Origin of the sequence: Synechococcus sp. R55.4 (assembly GCF_047461935.1) — a bacterium.
Lineage (GTDB): Bacteria > Cyanobacteriota > Cyanobacteriia > Thermostichales > Thermostichaceae > Thermostichus.
Window position 1 is genome coordinate 14,002 of the sequence record NZ_JANSIF010000036.1, and the last position, 17,703, is coordinate 31,704.

Consider the following 17,703-nt stretch of genomic DNA (forward strand, 5'->3'; position numbering starts at 1 on the left):
CTGGAGAGGGGTCAGGGATCCCTTTTGCGTGCAAAAAAGCCTTAGTGCTCTGCACCGCTGTCGCGAACGGCCAACTCTGTGGAGTGAATTTTGTGCAATCTCCACCTATCCCCAGTTCTGGATATCCGTTGCCAAATGCTTCGCCGACGGTGCTGCTGGCCGATGACGACCCATTCATACGCGGGTACTTGACCCACCTGTTGGTTCATGAAGGCTATCGAGTGGCAGAGGCCGAAGACGGCGACCAAGCCCTGCTGCTCTTCAGTCAAACTCAGCCTCAAATTGCCCTGCTGGATGCCCTCATGCCCGGCATGGATGGGTTCGAGTGTTGCCAACGCTTGCAGGCTCTGGATGCGGATCTACCCTGCTTGATGATCACCTCGCTCGAGGATCAAGCTTCCGTAGACAAAGCCTTTGCTGCCGGAGCCAGCGACTACATGACCAAGCCCATTCACTGGCCGATAATGCGTCAGCGCATCCAACACCTGATCAAGGCCCGCCAGAACTTGTTGAACCTACGCCAACAGGCGGCCCGCGAGCAAGCCCTGAACCGCATCGTCCGAGCCATTCCCACTTCTTTGCAGTTGGATCAAATCCTTGCTGCCGTCACCCGCGAGATAGGCCATCTGCTAGAGGCGGATCGGGTAAGCATCAGCATCTATCAGCCTCAGCAACAGCATTGGCGCATTGTCTCCGAGTACAGCACTCAACAGGATGGCTACCTGGGCTGTCTCATTCCCGATTCCGAAAGCCCCATTGCCCAGCAACTGAAGCAGGGGAAAGTGATGTTGCTGGAGGCAGCCGACCAAGCCAAAGACTGGGTCTACATCTCTGCCATGGCCAAAGCCTATCCTGGCAGTTGGCTGCTGGTACCGCTCTACGGTGGCGAAAACCCCGAATCTGGCCCGACCCACCCCACCCTTTGGGGCAGCCTGTGCCTACAACTGAAAACAGCACGTCCCGGTTGGCTGGCCACCAATCAGGATCTGATCTTGGCCCTGGCCGATCACCTCTCCATTGCCATTCAGCAGGCGGAATTGTTCCAACAGGTTCAGGAGCTGAACCGCACCCTGGAAGAAAAGGTACAGGCCCGCACCGCCCAACTGGAGCGCCAGGTACAGGAATTGCAGCGGCTGGATTGCCTAAAAAATGACTTCCTTAGCACGGTGTCCCACGAGCTGCGCACTCCTCTTTCCAACATGAAAATGGCCATCCGCCTGCTCAGCGCCGTTCTGCTGCCTGCTCAGGGCGCTGCCCGATCCCCGGATCCGGCCAAGATCTCTCAGTACTTGAAGGTGTTGGACAACGAATGCGAGCGGGAGATCAAACTGGTCGAGGATCTGCTGGAACTGCAGCAGTTGGAGATGCTCAAGGGACTCCGTCCCGCTAACGCGAACGGTTCACAGCAGCCCTGCTGGTTGGAGCTGCAAGAGTGGTTGCCCCAGATCGCAGAGCCCTTTGCTCAGGAGGCCCATAGCCGCCATCAGCGCTTCAGCCTTGGGATCCCTCCAGAACTGCCTGCCATTTTTACTCTGCCGGGAGTGCTAAAGTCGGTGCTGGCGGAATTGCTGAAAAACGCATGTAAATTCACCCCTGCTGAGCACCTGATCAGCCTTCAGGCCATGTACCATCCCGACCACCTGGAAATCCAAGTCCTCAACACCGGCGTAACCATTCCTCCAGAAGAACAAAAGCGGGTATTCGAGAAGTTCTATCGGGTGCCCAGCGCGGATCCCTGGCGGCAAGGGGGGACAGGGTTGGGGTTGGCCCTCGTGCAGCAGCGGGTAAGCCTGTTGCAAGGAAGCATTCACCTCAACAGCGAGGCCAATCGCACCTGTTTTACTTTGCGGCTGCCTCAGGTTCTCCCTGCCTTTGGCCAAGGCAAGCCAGCTCAGCCTAGGGTGTAGGCGTCGGGGTAGCCGGCTTTGGAGAGTTGGAAGCTTCCCCTTCCTGCAAAACTTCTTGCAAGCGCACACGAACCCGCTGGTTGAGAACAGGATTTTCGTTCGCCAAGGTCATCAATTCGCGGTATTGAAGCACCGTCAGCCCTTGCTCCTCGACAATGCGGCTGGCTTGGGTTTCTGTGCGCTGCATAATTTGCTCGTACTCCTCCTCGTTCTGGGTTTCCCGCAGTTGGGCGCTGGCTTCCCGAATCAGGGGATCCAACTCCAACAAAATCCGCACCAACTGTTCCACCTGGGCATCGGTGACTTGCTCTGGGGTTAGAGTCGGAGATGCCAGAGGGCTAGGAGTTGCTGTGGCCGGAGCCCCCCCCGAAGTCGGAGAGGCAGTGGCAGCAGGGCTAGGCAGCGGGGTTGCTCCCTGTGCCCAAACCGGCAGGGATCCCAGGCTGAGTCCCAGACCCATCAGCAATCCAAATTTCATCATGCCCAAAACTCCCTAGACCCAGACAAGATAAACCCAAATAGACTTAAGTCCTTGAGGCGCAGCCAAGCCTGAAGTAAGGCTAGCAAGATGCCTGAATTCCGTCTAATCGGTTCAGCGCAGTCCTGGCAGCCCATCAAGCCCATTCCAGCTTGCCGGTCACCTGGCGCGGGATCTATCCAATCCCTACGGTACCAGAACTCCTCACTCCAGGGCTCCCAGGATGAACTCGCGAAAGGGCTGTGTGGACATGCTGGGGATCTGCAGTGGATCTCTTGTAGAAACAAGAAGTTGGTTGTACAGTCTTACATGCGCTGTTCAACGGTAGCCCGGCACCGGAGTGCCCCTTTCTCTCCTCGGTTGAGCAGCTCCAGACTTGCAGCATTGGCAATTGACTTAGCACTTCAGCCCAAAGGGGGTTGTCTTGAAGCTGAGCTTAGGTATATGTTCTGTTGAGTATCGTTTTTGTTAATGTTAGGCTAGGGGCCAGATTTGATGCGGATCTCCCACATCGGCATCTGACTTTCTTCGCAGGTGTCAGAGCCCGTGGATCCCCTATCAATATCAGCAGTCAACCTAGCAAACGCCCAATCGCCAGCTCTCTTTGCAGGCGATTGTTGGAGGATTTTTTGTTCGGAGAAAGGTTCCCGATTAGATTTTTTTGGGCGCGTCCATAAGTAACCCTTCAAGGGCTTTGAGGGCGACTGCTGTCTTTATTGCCTTTGTAAAAGATGATAACAAAAATGGGTAAAAGTTATTGCTTTTCTTAAGCAGCGCTGATATATTCTTTGCGGTTGCGGTTGTTCGGTCATCCTTCTACAGGAGGCTTACATTGGTTAGGAGAAGAAAGCGTAAGAGTCGCCGTCGTCTGGAAGGGCGCAAAATTTTAGATCACATTCCTCAATTTAATCTGGACAGTGGTGAAGAGAAGTCTGTAACCGCTGCTCGAAAGTATATTCAGGAAAAGTCTATTCAGCCCCCCGCGCTGATTTTGGTGCGGCGAAATGAGCATACCGTTGATCGGTTTTTTTGGGCGGAGAAGGGGTTGTTCGGCGCGCAATATGTCGAGGAAAACCACTTCCTTTTTCCCAGCCTGCGAGCTTTGCTAGCGGAGGTTGCGGCTGAGAAGCCGGAGAAAAAATCCTCAAAGGTTCTTGCAACTGCCGCTCGCTAGCCTCTGACCAGCTTTTCCTATTAGCAGGAGCTCAGGAAACAGCCCCCCTACCCTGGGGGGTTTGTTGCAGCCGCTCTCAGAAAATCAAGAAAATCAAAAGAACTGACCCTATTTAGGGGATCCCTTTCACTCAATGGGTTGAGCTTCTGATACCTCACTCCCCATGCTGGATCTGCTGGCGGCAGCGAGGGAGCCACGCGCTACCCTACAAGGGATCCCGTCGGGAGATGCCGGATGAGCCGACTGCCTCAAACCACTGCCCATGTCCAAATTACCCGCCGCTCTTGGCAAGAGGGGGCCATTGAGGGGGAAGTCAACGCCAACGGTTGGGTTTGGCGCTTTTGCTGGTGCTTTCGGGCCGGGGAACTCAGAGTGGAGCCTTCTGTGGGGCGAGCTTTGATTTGCGAGCCCTTGAGCCGCTTTCTGGAAAAATCCGACTATCTGCTGGAACCGGGCAGCAACTACTCGTTTGTGATTCGCAGCAGCTTGTGAACTCTCAATCTGAGCAGATCTGAGCAGAGCTTTTGCCCAGCACCAAAGACCGGGGCTGAGCATTGGAAGGCACCTGTTAGGGTGACTGGGAATACAGGGATCCCTGAGAATGGACAGGATGGTGGGGAAGGCTGGTCATGATTGAGGCAGGGACAAGCGTCTTGAGGCGGATGTTGGGGGTCTACGGCAGCTCCAAGATGGGCGTCCTGCTGCTGTTGGGATTTTCTTCGGGTTTGCCGCTGCTGTTGATCAACACCACCTTGAATGCTTGGCTGACCCAAGCGGGCTTGACCACCATTGCCATCGGCTTGTTTAACCTGCTCAATTTGCCCTACTCCTTCAAGTTCCTGTGGTCGCCTGTTCTGGATCGATTTCTGTTGCCGGCACCGGGATCCCTGCGGGGCAGTCGGCGGCGGGGGTGGATGGCCCTGACCCAAGTGCTGTTGCTGCTCAGCATAGGGCTACTGGGTTTTCAGGATCCGACCCAAACCTGGCTGGAAGCTCTGGGATGGGAAGAGCTGGCCCAGACTTGGCCGGGAATCACGGTTTTCACCCGCCCGATCTTTCTGGTGGGGTTGCTGGTGGCTTTTTTGAGCGCCTCTCAGGACATCGCGGTGGATGCCTACCGTACCGATATCTTGGCAGAGCGGGAGATGGGGGCAGGGGTAGCGATTTTTGTATTCGGCTACCGCATCGCGCTGTTGGTCAGCAGTGGCGTGAGTTTGATCTTGGCGGACTATTTGCCCTGGTGGCAGGTGTACGGGATCATGGCGCTGCTGATGTTGATCGGGTTGATTACCTCGTTTTTGGCCCCTGAGCCGGAAAACAGCGCCCTCAAGCCTACCTCTTTGCGGTCGGCCATCATCGAGCCGTTTCAATCTTTTTGGCGGCACCGCTTGGCCTGGGCGATCCTGCTGTTTGTGGTCTGCTTCAAGTTGCCGGATAGCTTGGCAGGGCAAATGACCCCCACATTTTTGTTGCAGACGGGGTTTAGCACCAGCGATCTGGGCATTATCCGCAGTTGGATAGGCTTGTTGGCCACCTTGGCGGGGGCTTTTGTGGGGGGGGAGTGGGTCAGCCGCATCGGCACCTACCGCTGTCTGTTCATTTTCGCAGCCTTGCAAGGGATCGGCAATTTGGGCCTGGGAGCGATTGGGTTGGTGGGGCAAAACTATCCGCTGCTGGTGGGGGCAACCATTTTCGACAACATGGCCGGGGGCATGGGCACGGCTGCTTTTCTGGCTTTTTTGATGAGCCTTTGCGATCGGCAATTTAGTGCCACCCAGTATGCTTTGCTCACCAGTGTATTTGCCGTGGGGGGAACCTTGGCCGGGGCCGTGTCGGGCTATTTGGCGGCTGCAGTCAATTGGCCTTTGTTTTATTTGATTACAGCGATGACAGCTGCTCCGGCGATGGTGATCCTGCTGTGGCTCGGCCCCCCTTCATCGCCTGCAACCCCGGCCACAACCGCATCTGAACCGTAACTGCCCCACCGCAAATCCGGTTCTAATAGCCTTGCCTTGAACGCAACAAGGATGGCCGCCTACAGCGCAGCCCCGATTTTGGCCGCCAGATCCACCAGCCGCGCGGCATAGCCGTACTCGTTGTCGTACCAGGAGAGTACCTTTACTGTGCGATCCCCTAAGGTCATGGTGGATCCCAAATCCACAATGGAAGAGTGGGGATCCCCGACAATATCCGCCGAGACGATCTCTGGCGGAGCAATGGCCAGGATGCCGCGCAGCGGGCCTTCTGCAGCCTCGATAAAGGCTTGGTTGACGGCTTCTTTGGTGATGGGCTGCTCGGTACGCACCACAAAGTCCACAATCGAGCCCGTCAGGGTGGGTACCCGCAACGCCAGGCCATCCATCTTCCCTCTCAGGGCGGGCAAAACCTCGGCCACTGCCGTGGCGGCCCCGGTGGTGGAAGGCACGATCGACACTGCTGCTGAGCGGCCCCGCCGATAATCTTTGGGATCCGGGCGATCCACAATTGCCTGAGTGGCGGTATAGGCATGGCAAGTGGTGAGAAAGCCGGTCTCGATGCCGAAGCGATCCAACAAAACCTTGGCCAGCGGCGCCAAGCAGTTGGTGGTGCAGGAAGCATTGGAGATGATGTGATGCCGCTCTGGGTCGTATTGGTCATCGTTGACCCCCATCACCACCGTCAAGTCGGGGCCTTTGGCAGGAGCAGAGATGATCACCTTTTTGGCCCCGGCCTCCAGGTGTTTGGCGGCCCCGTCTCGTTTGGTGAACAAGCCGGTTGATTCCACCACCAGGTCAACCCCTAGATCTTTCCAGGGCAGTTGCGCCGGATCCCGCTCTGCCAAAACCCGGACTTTCAGGTGGTTGCCGATTTGCAGATGCCCGTCCACCGCGCTCACGGTTTGGGGCAGGCGCCCATAGGCCGAGTCGAACTGGAGCAGGTAGGCCAAGTTGTCGGGTTCGGTCAGGTCATTGACTGCCACCACCTCCAGCTCTGGAGCTGGCTGAGACAGCAGCACCCGCAGGAAGGCCCGCCCAATGCGACCAAATCCGTTAATGGCTACCCGTGTGGTCATCGCAATCCTCCGGTATCAGTTTATACGATGGATCAGGGGACGCGGCATGGGAGACGCTGCCCCCCTAGGGATAGGGTAGAAGAAGAACGGGATCCCCATCGCTTTTGCACCCAAGATCTCCAGATTTGCCACTGGGACTCACCCAAGAAGTTGCCGGCAGAAGGGAAAAGTAGGAATGAAGGTATTGCTGACCAACGATGACGGCATCGAGGCTGCCGGGCTGGCCAACCTCAAGTTGGCCCTCAGCGCCCTCATCCCGGAAGAACACTGTTGGATTGTGGCCCCCCACCAACCGATTTCCGGCTGCAGCCACCAGGTGACAACGGGGCGACCTTTTCGGGCCTTGGCCCGCGGCGAGCGCACCTTTGCCGTCGAGGGATCCCCTGCCGACTGTGTGCGGGTGGCCCTATTCAAGCTGGCCCCAGCGGTGGATTGGGTGCTTTCCGGTATCAACGAAGGGGGAAACCTCGGATCGGATGTGTACCTGTCGGGAACGGTGGCGGCGGTACGGGAAGCAGCGATGCGCGGGATCCCGGGAATTGCCATTTCCCAATACCGAGCAGGGGGCCAACCCATCGACTGGGAGCAGGCCCAGCGGTGGACGCGGGAAATCTTGGCGGAGCTGATGGAACAACCTTTGCCCAGGGGGGCGTTTTGGAATGTGAACCTGCCCCACTTGCCCGCCGGATCCCCTCTGCCGGAGCGGGTTTATTGTCCCCTCTGCACCCAACCCCTGCCGCTCGATTATGCGGTGGAAGCCGAGGGAAATGGGGCAGAGTCGCTGTGGTTTCGCTATCAGGGCCGCTATGCGGAGCGCGCTCGGGATCCCCAAACCGATACCGACATCTGCTTCTCCGGTCGGGTGGCCATTACCCAAGTGCAACTGGCCAAGGACTCCGTCCCGCTAACGCGACCAGGCGTTTCCGCTGGGGGGGGTAGAAGCCAGGTTGCGGGCAATGGTTCTCAGCCGTTGCAGCCGTAGCGCCGTCAGGATATCGGTGGGATCCAGCTTCAGAACCTGTTCTATGGCATCTGCCAGGTGTTGAGCGGCCTCCTGTCGGGTGTAGCCGCGGAACTGGGCACGGCGCAGGGCAAATTCATCGGCATCGAAATGGGCGCTCTCCCGGTTCAGGTTTTGCCAGATCTGCCGGACGGAGAGAGCTGTAATGCCACCTGCCAACAGAGCGGAAAAGGGGTGCTGCAAAGAGAGCTCCGCAACAGTGGTGATGCCCCCGAACAAGGCCAGCGACTGGTAAAACCCCGGCTGCAGCCAGTTGCGATTGTCCAGCCAGCCCACCTCCCGCAGAAACAACAGATCCCGCTGTGGCTGAGGGATCCCTTGCCAACGGCGAAAATCGATGGCGATGGTGCCCTGGGGCTGCCAAGGGGCTTTGCGGCGGGAGATGAGCAGGGCTTCACCCCCGAAGTGGGGAACGACGCTGATCAAGGGTCGGAAGGAAGCGGGGAGTAGATCTCGCAGCCGTTCGGTTTCTTCTTTTTCAAAGGATTTGAAATCTGGGCGGCTGTTCATGGCCTCACCTGTTAGGGGCATTGAGGCGGGGAGCCCGCCTGAACACGGGCGCTGTTCCGGCCCCCGACACCACAGCCCTGTGTAGAACCAATGCGAGGTTAGTCTATCGCATCTCCAGGCTGGCCGTAGAACTCCATGGGTTTCTGTTCGCGGTAGCGGGACGGAGTCCTTAGATCCCAATCCTAGGTTGCGTAGACTGGGAAGGCGAGCCTATCTGTCTCAAATCTGAGGCCATGACTTTCCCAGCTCAGCCAGAACCCCAAGTGCTCCGTACTGCTGACGGGAATGAGCAGAGTGCCGTTCGCGGTAGCGGGACGGAATCCTTTAGCCCCCTTTACACGTACGCCTTCTTCCTGCAGCCAGCGCCAGAGCTTTTGCCCTTCATCCGGCAAACCGAGGGGATCCATCGGTCGGTGCAGGTGTTCTCCCCGACAGGCAGCCGAATTGCCGCTGCTGTGGAGCCGATGCAGGATCCAGAGTCGCTGCAAGTCTCGGATGAGGTGTTGGTGCGCTCTGCCCTGCGCCACGACCAGGTGATCTGCCGACTGTTCGCCCAGATGCCGGTGCTGCCCCTGCGCTTCGGCACCTGCTTCCTCTCAGCAGAAAAGCTGGGATCCCATCTGCTGTCCCGGCAGACGGAGTACGAACAAGCCCTCGCAGCCATTGGGGGGCGGGCCGAGTACTGTCTCAAAGGAAGGGTTCAACCTCAGCCCCAACCGGAGCCACAGCCCTCCCTAAGCGGGACGGCCTATCTGTTGGCCCGCAAGCAAGCCTATCTCCAGCAACGACAGGCCCAAGAGCAGCAAGAGCAGGAGCAGCAAGCCCTACAGCAGCTTTGGCCTTCCACCTGGCCTGTGCAAAGGGGGGATCCCCAACCGGGAGAGGCCTTGCGGCTCTACTTTTTGCTCACCCCTGCCGAGTGGGAAGCCGCCGCTCAGCTCACCCAAACCTGGCTGGATCAGCACCCCCATTGGCAACTGGATTGGAGCGCCCCTTTGCCCCCTTATCACTTTGTCCGTGCCTTACGGGATTCTCTGGCGGACAAGTGTATAGATCCCAACTAAGGACGCCGTCCTGCTAGCGCGAACAAAGTGCTCTGCATGCGGATCATGGTCGCGTTAGCAGAGCGTGGATCCAAGCGTGATAATGGTGAGGGGATCCCGTCCGCTTCCTGTTTGCATTGGCGAGGCGGAGCCCTCACAGGGCAAAGGACTCCGTCCCGCTAACGGGAACAGCAGGCAAAAGGAAGAGTTGTGGTCTAAAGCGCTATGCGCCGCTACCGCGAACGAGTTGGGCTATTGGGGCTGGGCACGGTTGGCACGGGTGTTGTGCAAATTCTGCAGCAACCCCGGCATCCTCTCTTGCAGTCGGTTGAGATAGCGGCGGTGGGGGTGCGCTCTTTGGACAAGCCACGGCAAGTGCGGATCCCGCCTGAGCGCCTGACCACCAATCTGGAGCAAATCGTGTCGGATCCGGAAATCGACGTGGTCATCGAGCTGATGGGGGGCTTGGAGCCGGCCCGCACCTTGATCTTAAAAGCCCTTGACCACGGCAAACCGGTGATCACAGCCAACAAAGCGGTGATCGCCCGCCACGGGGAGGAGATCTTTCAGGCGGCAGCCCAAGCCAAAGTCTCGGTGCTCTTGGAAGCGGCAGTCGGGGGCGGGATCCCGATTCTGCAGCCCTTGCAACAGTCCCTGCAGGCCAGCCACATCCAGGCGGTCTGGGGCATTGTGAACGGCACCACCAACTTCATCCTCAGCCAGATGACCCAGGCGGCCAGCTCATTTGAGGAAGCCCTGGCCCTGGCCCAGGCCCACGGCTACGCCGAAGCGGATCCCAGCGCCGATGTGGAAGGGTGGGATGCCGCCGACAAGATCGCCATTTTGGCCAGCCTTGCTTTCGGGGTGTCTGTGGAGCGGGCAGCCATCCCCTGCGAAGGGATCCGCGGCATCAGCCCCACCGACATTCGCTATGCCCGCGAGTGGGGCTACACCTTCAAGCTCTTGGCCATCGCCCAAAGGGCCAACTCTGGCGGGGAGGCAGCGAAGATGGCTTTGGATATCCGGGTTCACCCCACCCTTCTGCCCTCTACCCACCCCTTGGCCAACATCAACGGTGTGGACAATGCCGTCCTGGTGCAGGGGGATCCTTTGGGGCAGGTGGTGCTGTCGGGGCCGGGGGCGGGGCGGGGGCCGACTGCCAGTGCCGTTGTTGGCGATCTGCTGACCCTGATTGCCCACCGGCAAACGGGGGCTGATGCCCCCAATCCGCTGTGGGGATTCTCCTGCTTCCCCGCTGCCGCCTCTTTGATCCCTCTCTCGGAATTGGAGTCGGAGTTTTACGTGCGGGTGTTGGCTCAGGATCAGCCGGGGGTGATGGGGGCGATTGGCACCTGCTTCGGTCGCCACCGGGTTAGCCTGGAGAGCATTACCCAGAAGGAATGTCACCAAGAGCAGGCGGAGATCGTCATCCTCACCCACACCGTCCGCGAGGCCGATTGCCGGCAGGCGCTGGCCGAGATCCAACAACTGCCCCAGGTAGCCGGGATCCCCAGCCTATTTCGGGTGCTGCGCTAGCTGCGTAGACCCGCGAGCGGCTCAGAGCATAATTGTTTGACCCTTAGAGGATCGGAAAACCCGTTGGAACCCAAAAGATGAACCCTTCTGTTCGCGTTCGCGATAGCGGTGCGGAGCACTTTGGTAGGACGCAGTCCTTGCAGGCTGAGGTGGTGGTGGTGGGGGCGGGCATCAGCGGCCTAACGTTGGCCTTGCGATTACAACAGGGCTTATCCCCCAAGGATGAATCCACCCAGCCGCTGCTCCTGGCCGAGGCCAGCTCCCGCGTGGGGGGCTGTATCTCCACCCAATCCAAAGACAGCTATCGCTGGGAAGAGGGCCCCAACAGCTTTACCCCCGTCCCCGCCCTGCTTAACCTCATTGCCGAGGTGGGCTTGGCGGAGCACCTGGTGCTGGCCGATGCCAAGCTGCCCCGCTACATCTACTGGGAAAAAGAGCTGCTGCCGGTGCCCCTGAGCCCTTCTGCAGCCATTGGCTCGCGGCTGTTGAGCGTGGGCGGCAAGTTGCGGGCCTTGCGCGGCTTGTTGGGGTTTGTTGCGCCGCCGCCAGGCGGAGAGGAAACGGTGCGGCAATTCTTCCGGCGGCAACTGGGATCCGAGGTGGTGGAACGGCTGGTCGAACCTTTCACCTCAGGGGTGTATGCCGGGGATCCGGATCAGCTCAGCGCCTTGGCAGCCTTCCCCCGCATTGCCGGCTTGGAAGAACGCTACGGCAGCCTATTTGCCGGTGCTGTGCAGGCTTTGCGCAGCCGTTATCGCTACGCGACGCTCCCGCGAACCCGTCACCAGGACAGCGGCAACTCCCCTATCCAACCTCCTCCCAAGCGGGGCCAACTGGGTAACCTGCGGCAGGGGTTGCAGCAGCTACCTGAGGCGATTGCCCAGAAACTGGGCAGTGCGCTGCGGCTGGGCTGGCGGGCTGTGCATCTCAAGCGGGATGAGACGGGCTACCGGGTGGGCTTTGTCATACACGACAGCGGTGCAGAGCACAACGCCCCAGAAGAAATCCACTGGGTGGTGGCTCAACAGGTGGTGCTCACCCTCCCTGCCTACGCCGCTGCCACCCTCCTGCAGGATCTCAACCCCCAGGCCAGCCGGCTGCTGAGGGAAATCCCCTACCCGCCTGTGGCGGTGGTGGCTTTGGCCTATCCAGAAGAAGCCCTCCCCCAACCGCTGCGAGGGTTTGGCCATCTGATCCCTCGCTCTCAGGGCCTGCGCACCCTGGGCACCATCTGGGCCTCCTCCCTCTTCCCAGAGCGGGCTCCTCAGGGCTATCACTGCCTGATCAGCTTCATCGGGGGAGCTACCGATGCGGCTTTTGCCCGCCAGAAAGGGATCCCGCCCATTACGGCGCTCTCCCCTGACGAGCGGGCCCAAATCGTACATGCAGAACTCAGCCAGATCCTGCTCACCCGCCCTGTCGAGCCCATCCGCCTGGGAGAGCGCCTGTGGCCCCAAGCTATCCCGCAATACACGCTTGGCCACCGGCAGCGGATTGCCCAATTGCAGGCCAGCCTGGCCGACCAAACCCCAGGGGTGTGGGTGTGTGCCAACTACCTGGATGGCGTGGCCTTGGGAGATTGTGTGCGGCGGGCCGAGGCCCTAGCCCAGCAGATCCTGTCCGTCCGGCGTTAGCGGTGCGGTTCCCGTTCGCGTGTAGCAGCATAGAGTGCTGTAGACATAGCAGCATGAGCCATCCCTACACCAGCCTCCTGCTCATCCCCACCGGCATTGGTGCCCGCATCGGTGGTTTTGCCGGGGATGCCCTGCCTGTTGCCCGCACTCTGGCAGCAGCCGCAGAGCGGGTCATCACCCATCCCAACGTGTTAAACGGAGCCAGTTTGTTTTGGCCGATGGGGAACGTGTTGTACGTGGAAGGGTACGGCCTGGATCAGTTCTGTGCGGGGGTGTGGAATTTGCGGCCAGTGCGCCAAAACTGTGTTGGGGTGGTGCTGGATGCCGGGATCCCCCCCGATCTGCAACAACGCCACCTGCAGGTGATGCAGGCTGCTCAGGCCACCTTGGGGCTCAACATTGGCCCCTGGCGCTTGACCCGCCAACCCTTGGGCGTTTCCGTCGGCTTCTCCCCCTCAGGAGCCAGCCAGGGATCCCTAGCCCGGCCCGATGCTCTCTTGGAGACTGCCCAGGAGCTGGTTCGCCTGGGGGCAGAAGCCATTGCTGTGGTGGCCCGCTTTCCGGATGACTTGGACTTCAGCCAATACGAGCAAGGAATGGGGGTGGATCCCCTGGCCGGCGTCGAAGCCCTGATCAGCCACCTGGTGGTGCGGGAGTTGCGGATCCCTTGTGCCCACGCCCCCGCTTTCTACCCTGAGACTTTCCCCAAGCCGGTTCACCCCCGCGCTGCCGCAGAAGAGGTGGGGTTTACCTTCTTGCCTTCGGTTTTGGTGGGCCTCAGCTATGCTCCCCAATTTGTCAAGAGCGGGGATCCCGTCCAACCGGGTGACCTGACAGCAGAGCAGGTGGACAGCGTCATTGCCCCGGCCACTGCCTTTGGGGGGCCTGGCTTGCTGCACCTGGCCAGCCGTTATGGCTCCGCAACGCTGTCGCAACCCCACCACAATGCTCCGCCGCTGACGCGAACGGACGGAGTCCTTGCCCGTCCTCCGCTTTTCATTGCCGTCGAGGAAAACACCACCGTGATGCAGGTGCATCCCCGCCAGTTGGGGATCCCTCATGTATCGGTAACCTCCTATCTAGAGGCGATTGGAGTGGTGGTGGCCCACCGAGCAGGAGTGGCCTGGTCGTCGCTACGGCTCTCCCCCTCCCCCCCGGAAAAGCTGGGATCCCACACTTGCGCCGTTATTGCTACGCGACGCTGTTGCGTTCGTGACAGCGGTGCAGAGCACAATAGTGGGACAGAGTCCTTTCGCGATAGCGGGACGGAGTCCCAGTAGGCTACCGGTCGCGTTAGCGGGACGGAGTCCATGAGCAGATGGGAGCCGGCAGGGGATCCGCTGGGTTTAGGCCGGCAAACCACTCGGATAGGGCAGCCGGCAAGCAGAGGCCGGGGTTTCCCTCGATGTGCAGCCGCTCCAGTCGGGGCAGTTCTGCCAAAAAGGTCGGCAATTCTCCCGTGAACTGGTTACGTGCCAAGCGCAGATCCCGCAACTGACTCAGTTGGGCCAGTTCGGGGGGCAGGGATCCGCTGAGGCGATTGTCCGACAAGTAGAGGTTTTCCAGATGGTGCAGTTGCCCCAGTTGAGGGGGGATAGGCCCAGAGAGCTGATTGCGATCCAAAAACAGGCCCTTGAGAGAGCTCATCTGGCCCAGTTGGCCGGGAAGGGTGCTGCTGAGGCGGTTGTTTTGCAGGATGAGGTTTTCCAGATGGTGCAGTTGCCCCAGTTGGGGGGGAATAGGCCCAGAGAGCTGGTTGTGATCCAAAAACAGGCCGCGCAGGTTTCGCAACTGCCCCAGCTCGGCTGGAATGGAGCCGGAGAATTCGTTGTAATCGAGAAACAGGTTTTCCAACTGGCCGAGTTGCCCCAGCTCGGGCGGAATGGGGCCGGAAAGTTGGTTGTGGCTGAGGGACAAGGCTCGCAACCGGCGAAATTGGCCTATTTCGGGCGGCAGGGATCCGCTCAACCCCTGACGATCCAGCACCAGTTGGACAAGGCACTGATCCGAATCAAAAAGGGCCACCTCCTCTACCTTCACCTCCGGGCGGCCCAGAGCTGCCAAGATCTGCCGCAGCAAGAGGGGATCCCGACAAAGGGGAGCAGACCAGGCCCCCACCCCCCAGCTCAGCCAAACCCAGATTGCCAGCAGGCCCACCGCCCACCTCTTGTGCTGAGCCATTCCTCTCTGCTGCCTCATCCTTGCTCTCCAAAGAATCTTTGCCAAGGTAGCATCCTACTCTGTCCTGCCTCTGCCGGAGTTGTTGCTGTGCCTACGGTAGGGCAACGCTAACGCTGTCGCGACGAGGCTGCGAGCAGCAGGAGTAGAAAAGTTCTGTCTCGCTCCGTCCCGCTGGCGCGATAGGACTCCGTCCCGCTGGCGCGATAGGACTCCGTCCCGCTGGCGCGAGCAGTAGCCCAGGCGTCTCACTCTAGCCTGAAACGACTGCATATCACGTTCAAAATCAAAAGACTGGGATCCCTTGCCATTCCGGTCGGCTGTGGGCGTGAGCTGACTCACCACAAGTGCGGGGGGTAGGGAAGATCTTGCCGGGGTTGGCGATGTGCTGGGGATCAAGCACCTGCCGCACCCATTGCATGCTCTCCAAATCCGCAGGCGTAAACATTTCCGGCATGTAGCAGCGTTTGTCTGCCCCGATGCCATGTTCGCCGGAGATGCTGCCCCCCAGGCGCACGCAGAGCTTGAGGATTTCGCCCCCCAGTTTCTCCACCTGTTCCAGGGATCCCGGCACCGACTCGTCGTAGAGGATCAAGGGGTGCAGATTGCCGTCGCCAGCGTGAAACACATTGGCCACCGGATAACCGTACTCACGGCTGAGGCGCTCGATTTCCTTCAAGACAAAGGCTAGCTGGCTGCGGGGGATCACCCCATCCTGAACATAGTAGTTGGGGCTGAGCTTGCCCATGGCGGCAAATGCTGCCTTACGTCCTTTCCACACCCGCGCCCGCTCTTCCGGGTCGGATGCGACTTGCACCTGTCGCGCCCCATTTTTGAAGCACAGCGCCCTCACCTGTTGGCTGGCTTCTTCCACCTCCAGTTCCAGCCCATCCACCTCCACCAACAAAATGGCCGCCGCATCCCGCGGGTAGTAGCCCAACTGCACCACATCCTCCACGGCATTGATGCTGAAGTTGTCCATAATCTCCAGGCCGGCGGGGATGATCCCGGCAGCAATGATGTCGGAGACGGTGGATCCCGCCGCTTCCACACTGTCAAAGTCTGCCAGCAAAACCTGCACTTGAGCCGGGGCCTTGACCAAGCGCAGGGTAATCTCGGTGGCAATGCCCAGGGTGCCCTCGGATCCCACAAACAGCCCCACCCAGTCGTAGCCGGGCATCTCCGGGATCTTGCCTCCCCAGCGCACCACCTCCCCATCCGGCAGCACCACCGTCAGGCCGAGAATGTGGTTGGCTGTTACGCCGTACTTGAGGCAGTGGACACCGCCGGAGTTCTCCGCCACATTGCCGCCGATGGAGCAAACCGACTGGCTAGAGGGATCCGGCGCATAAAAGTAGCCTTGGGCGGCAACGGCCTGGGTAATCCAAGTGTTAATAACCCCCGGCTGCACCACCATGCAGCGGTTGTCCAGGTCGATTTCCAGGATCTGCTTCATCAGGGTGGTGGCGATGACGACGCTATTTTCCACCGGCAGGGCCCCCCCCGATAGCCCGGTACCGGATCCCCGCGCCACAAAAGGCACCCCGTAGCGGCTGCACAGCTTCACCACCTGCGCTACCTCTTCTGTTGTGCGGGGCAGCACCACCAGCGCCGGCCTTTGCCGGTAGCTGACCAGCCCATCGCATTCGTAAACCAGCAGCTCCTCTGGCTTGCTGATCACCCGCTTGGGATCCAGAATCTTTTTGAGCTCAGCCGTCAGCCTGATCCAGTCGAAGGTGAGGCCGGTCTGTAGAGGATGAGCAGAAGCGTTCGCGCTAGCGGTGCGGAGCACTTTCATGACAGTGGGCCCAGCAGGAGCTTTAGGAGGGATATTGTCACTATAGTCTTGCTGGCTCCAACAGATAGTCCATGCAGCCCAACTCCCCCAGCGCCGAACAAATCCTCAACCAAGTGCGGCAGCTCTACGAGCTCTACCCTTTCCCCCCGCAGCCCGTCGGCACTGTTCCCCCGCCAGGGTGGAATTGGCGCTGGAGTTGGCCCCAGGCCCATGCCTTTTGTACGGGATCCCATCCGGGTCGGCGCAAGGTGCGCATTCTGGATGCGGGCTGTGGCTCGGGAGTGGGAACAGAATACATTGCCCACCAAAACCCCAACGCAGAAATTTGGGCCTTTGATCTGAGCAGCCGCGCCCTGGAGATTGCCGAGGCCCGTTGTCGGGCTTCCCAGGCACCGCCGGTGCAGTTTCGCCAGCTCAACGTCTACGACATCGACCAACTGCCGGGGCAGTTTGACTTCATCAACTGCGTGGGCGTGCTCCACCACCTGCCCGATCCGCTAGCGGGGCTGCAGGCTTTGGCCGGCAAATTGGCTCCCGGCGGGCTCTTGCACCTGTTTGTGTATGGTGAGCTGGGCCGCCACGAAATCCGCCTCATGCAAAAGGCCATCCGCCTGCTGGTAACGGGTTCTGAACACCAGACCCTTGCCTCGGCGGAGCAATTGCAGAGGGGTCTCCAGGTGGGCCGCCGCCTTTTCGAGATCTTGCCGGAAACCAACCGCATCCAGCAGCAAGAACGGGCCCGCTGGGCCATCGAGAACGTGGACGACGAATGCTTCGCCGATATGTACCTGCACCCCCAGGAAGTGAATTACACCATCGAGACTCTGTTTGAATTAATCCGGGCTTCTGGACTGCAGTTTCTGCGCTTTTCCAACCCAGAGTTTTGGCGGCTGGAGCGGGTGTTGGGCCAGGACGAGGCCCTGCTGGCTCAGGCGGCTCAGCTGCCGGAACCGGAACGCTATCGCCTGATCGAGCTGCTGGATCCGGTGGTAGCCCACTACGAGCTGTTTCTCGGCAAGCCCCCCATCCGCTGCTGGGAATGGACAAGCCCGGAAAGTGTAGCATCAGCCATTGCCCACCTCAGCCCCTGTCTGGGCCTGTGGCCGGGGCGGAGCATTTTCAACTATGCTTACGAAGCCATCTCCCTGAGCGAAGAAGCCTTCGCCTTTCTCCAACAGGTGGACGGGATCCGCACCGTCCAAGAGATCCAGGCTGGCCTAGAGTGCCCCCTGAGCTTCGAGCAACTGCAACGCTTGCTGCGCTGGCAAGTGCTGCTGCTGGAGCCTCAAAACTCAGTCTGATACATTCACGCTGAACTCTCCTGAACATGGTTCAGGAAAGAAGCGATCGCATCCTGCCTATCTCTGAGCAG

The 17,703-nt window shown here is 59.9% G+C and carries 15 protein-coding genes; 10 read left to right on the top strand and 5 right to left on the bottom strand.

What is annotated here, in order from left to right; translation table 11 throughout:
- The first annotated feature begins 92 nt into the window (after nucleotides 1-92).
- Nucleotides 93-1,907, top strand: coding sequence for a response regulator (locus NW842_RS09280; protein WP_414417906.1), 1,815 nt, complete (start codon nucleotides 93-95; stop codon nucleotides 1,905-1,907).
- On the opposite strand, the gene NW842_RS09285 is transcribed toward NW842_RS09280, so the two are convergent.
- Nucleotides 1,897-2,388 carry a DUF4168 domain-containing protein gene (locus tag NW842_RS09285; protein ID WP_414417907.1) on the bottom strand — a complete coding sequence of 164 codons (492 nt, stop codon included), beginning with the start codon at nucleotides 2,386-2,388 and terminating at the stop codon, nucleotides 1,897-1,899. The genes NW842_RS09280 and NW842_RS09285 overlap by 11 nt on opposite strands.
- Nucleotides 2,389-3,217: 829 nt before the next feature.
- On the opposite strand from NW842_RS09285, the gene NW842_RS09290 reads away from it, so the two are divergent.
- The 3 genes from NW842_RS09290 to NW842_RS09300 all read left to right on the top strand — a co-directional run bounded on the left by NW842_RS09290 (nucleotide 3,218) and on the right by NW842_RS09300 (nucleotide 5,535).
- Nucleotides 3,218-3,559, top strand: a complete 342-nt coding sequence (locus NW842_RS09290; protein WP_414355581.1) for a DUF3155 domain-containing protein — start codon at nucleotides 3,218-3,220, stop codon at nucleotides 3,557-3,559.
- 234 nt (nucleotides 3,560-3,793) lie between these two features.
- Nucleotides 3,794-4,051 carry a DUF3146 family protein gene (locus NW842_RS09295; protein ID WP_414374909.1) on the top strand — a complete coding sequence of 86 codons (258 nt, stop codon included), beginning with the start codon at nucleotides 3,794-3,796 and terminating at the stop codon, nucleotides 4,049-4,051.
- A gap of 137 nt (nucleotides 4,052-4,188) precedes the next feature.
- On the top strand, nucleotides 4,189-5,535 hold the full coding sequence (locus tag NW842_RS09300; protein WP_414417908.1) for an AmpG family muropeptide MFS transporter: 1,347 nt from the start codon (nucleotides 4,189-4,191) through the stop codon (nucleotides 5,533-5,535).
- A 59-nt stretch (nucleotides 5,536-5,594) separates the two neighbouring features.
- Here NW842_RS09300 and gap read toward each other — a convergent pair whose 3' ends face one another.
- Nucleotides 5,595-6,611 (bottom strand): type I glyceraldehyde-3-phosphate dehydrogenase, encoded by a 1,017-nt coding sequence (gene gap / locus NW842_RS09305; protein ID WP_414374911.1) that lies wholly within the window; start codon nucleotides 6,609-6,611, stop codon nucleotides 5,595-5,597.
- A 175-nt stretch (nucleotides 6,612-6,786) separates the two neighbouring features.
- On the opposite strand from gap, the gene surE reads away from it, so the two are divergent.
- Entirely contained in the window at nucleotides 6,787-7,593 is an 807-nt protein-coding gene (gene surE / locus NW842_RS09310) for a 5'/3'-nucleotidase SurE (RefSeq protein WP_414374912.1), read from the top strand.
- On the opposite strand, the gene NW842_RS09315 is transcribed toward surE, so the two are convergent.
- Nucleotides 7,516-8,142, bottom strand: coding sequence for a DUF3318 domain-containing protein (locus NW842_RS09315; RefSeq protein WP_414374913.1), 627 nt, complete (start codon nucleotides 8,140-8,142; stop codon nucleotides 7,516-7,518). The genes surE and NW842_RS09315 overlap by 78 nt on opposite strands.
- Before the next feature lie 233 nt (nucleotides 8,143-8,375).
- Here NW842_RS09315 and NW842_RS09320 point away from each other — a divergent pair, with 233 nt between their 5' ends.
- The 4 genes from NW842_RS09320 (at nucleotide 8,376) to NW842_RS09335 (ending at nucleotide 13,635) form a co-directional block, all read left to right on the top strand.
- Complete coding sequence (locus NW842_RS09320; RefSeq protein ID WP_414417909.1) at nucleotides 8,376-9,206, top strand: GvpL/GvpF family gas vesicle protein; 831 nt, start codon at nucleotides 8,376-8,378, stop codon at nucleotides 9,204-9,206.
- 204 nt (nucleotides 9,207-9,410) lie between these two features.
- A complete protein-coding gene (locus tag NW842_RS09325; RefSeq protein WP_414417910.1) occupies nucleotides 9,411-10,721 on the top strand; it encodes a homoserine dehydrogenase in 1,311 nt (436 codons plus the stop codon).
- A gap of 77 nt (nucleotides 10,722-10,798) precedes the next feature.
- Complete coding sequence (gene hemG, locus NW842_RS09330) at nucleotides 10,799-12,355, top strand: protoporphyrinogen oxidase (RefSeq protein ID WP_414417911.1); 1,557 nt, start codon at nucleotides 10,799-10,801, stop codon at nucleotides 12,353-12,355.
- 53 nt (nucleotides 12,356-12,408) lie between these two features.
- Complete coding sequence (locus NW842_RS09335; RefSeq protein WP_414417912.1) at nucleotides 12,409-13,635, top strand: DUF3326 domain-containing protein; 1,227 nt, start codon at nucleotides 12,409-12,411, stop codon at nucleotides 13,633-13,635.
- A 13-nt stretch (nucleotides 13,636-13,648) separates the two neighbouring features.
- Here NW842_RS09335 and NW842_RS09340 read toward each other — a convergent pair whose 3' ends face one another.
- Complete coding sequence (locus tag NW842_RS09340) at nucleotides 13,649-14,536, bottom strand: hypothetical protein (protein ID WP_414355573.1); 888 nt, start codon at nucleotides 14,534-14,536, stop codon at nucleotides 13,649-13,651.
- Nucleotides 14,537-14,819: 283 nt separating this feature from the next.
- Nucleotides 14,820-16,331 carry a glycolate oxidase subunit GlcD gene (glcD, locus tag NW842_RS09345; protein WP_414417913.1) on the bottom strand — a complete coding sequence of 504 codons (1,512 nt, stop codon included), beginning with the start codon at nucleotides 16,329-16,331 and terminating at the stop codon, nucleotides 14,820-14,822.
- A gap of 71 nt (nucleotides 16,332-16,402) precedes the next feature.
- On the opposite strand from glcD, the gene NW842_RS09350 reads away from it, so the two are divergent.
- On the top strand, nucleotides 16,403-17,632 hold the full coding sequence (locus tag NW842_RS09350; RefSeq protein WP_414374919.1) for a class I SAM-dependent methyltransferase: 1,230 nt from the start codon (nucleotides 16,403-16,405) through the stop codon (nucleotides 17,630-17,632).
- Nucleotides 17,633-17,703: the final 71 nt, after the last annotated feature.

Excerpts from the sequence above, each read along its gene's own strand:
- NW842_RS09285 (WP_414417907.1), bottom strand. The coding sequence starts at position 2,388 with ATGATGAAATTTGGATTGCTGATGGGTCTGGGACTCAGCCTGGGATCC.
- NW842_RS09295 (WP_414374909.1), top strand. The coding sequence starts at position 3,794 with ATGAGCCGACTGCCTCAAACCACTGCCCATGTCCAAATTACCCGCCGC.
- NW842_RS09300 (WP_414417908.1), top strand. The coding sequence starts at position 4,189 with ATGATTGAGGCAGGGACAAGCGTCTTGAGGCGGATGTTGGGGGTCTAC.
- gap (WP_414374911.1), bottom strand. The coding sequence starts at position 6,611 with ATGACCACACGGGTAGCCATTAACGGATTTGGTCGCATTGGGCGGGCC.
- surE (WP_414374912.1), top strand. The coding sequence starts at position 6,787 with ATGAAGGTATTGCTGACCAACGATGACGGCATCGAGGCTGCCGGGCTG.
- NW842_RS09315 (WP_414374913.1), bottom strand. The coding sequence starts at position 8,142 with ATGAACAGCCGCCCAGATTTCAAATCCTTTGAAAAAGAAGAAACCGAA.
- NW842_RS09320 (WP_414417909.1), top strand. The coding sequence starts at position 8,376 with ATGACTTTCCCAGCTCAGCCAGAACCCCAAGTGCTCCGTACTGCTGAC.
- NW842_RS09325 (WP_414417910.1), top strand. The coding sequence starts at position 9,411 with ATGCGCCGCTACCGCGAACGAGTTGGGCTATTGGGGCTGGGCACGGTT.
- hemG (WP_414417911.1), top strand. The coding sequence starts at position 10,799 with ATGAACCCTTCTGTTCGCGTTCGCGATAGCGGTGCGGAGCACTTTGGT.
- NW842_RS09335 (WP_414417912.1), top strand. The coding sequence starts at position 12,409 with ATGAGCCATCCCTACACCAGCCTCCTGCTCATCCCCACCGGCATTGGT.
- NW842_RS09340 (WP_414355573.1), bottom strand. The coding sequence starts at position 14,536 with ATGGCTCAGCACAAGAGGTGGGCGGTGGGCCTGCTGGCAATCTGGGTT.
- glcD (WP_414417913.1), bottom strand. The coding sequence starts at position 16,331 with ATGAAAGTGCTCCGCACCGCTAGCGCGAACGCTTCTGCTCATCCTCTA.
- NW842_RS09350 (WP_414374919.1), top strand. The coding sequence starts at position 16,403 with ATGCAGCCCAACTCCCCCAGCGCCGAACAAATCCTCAACCAAGTGCGG.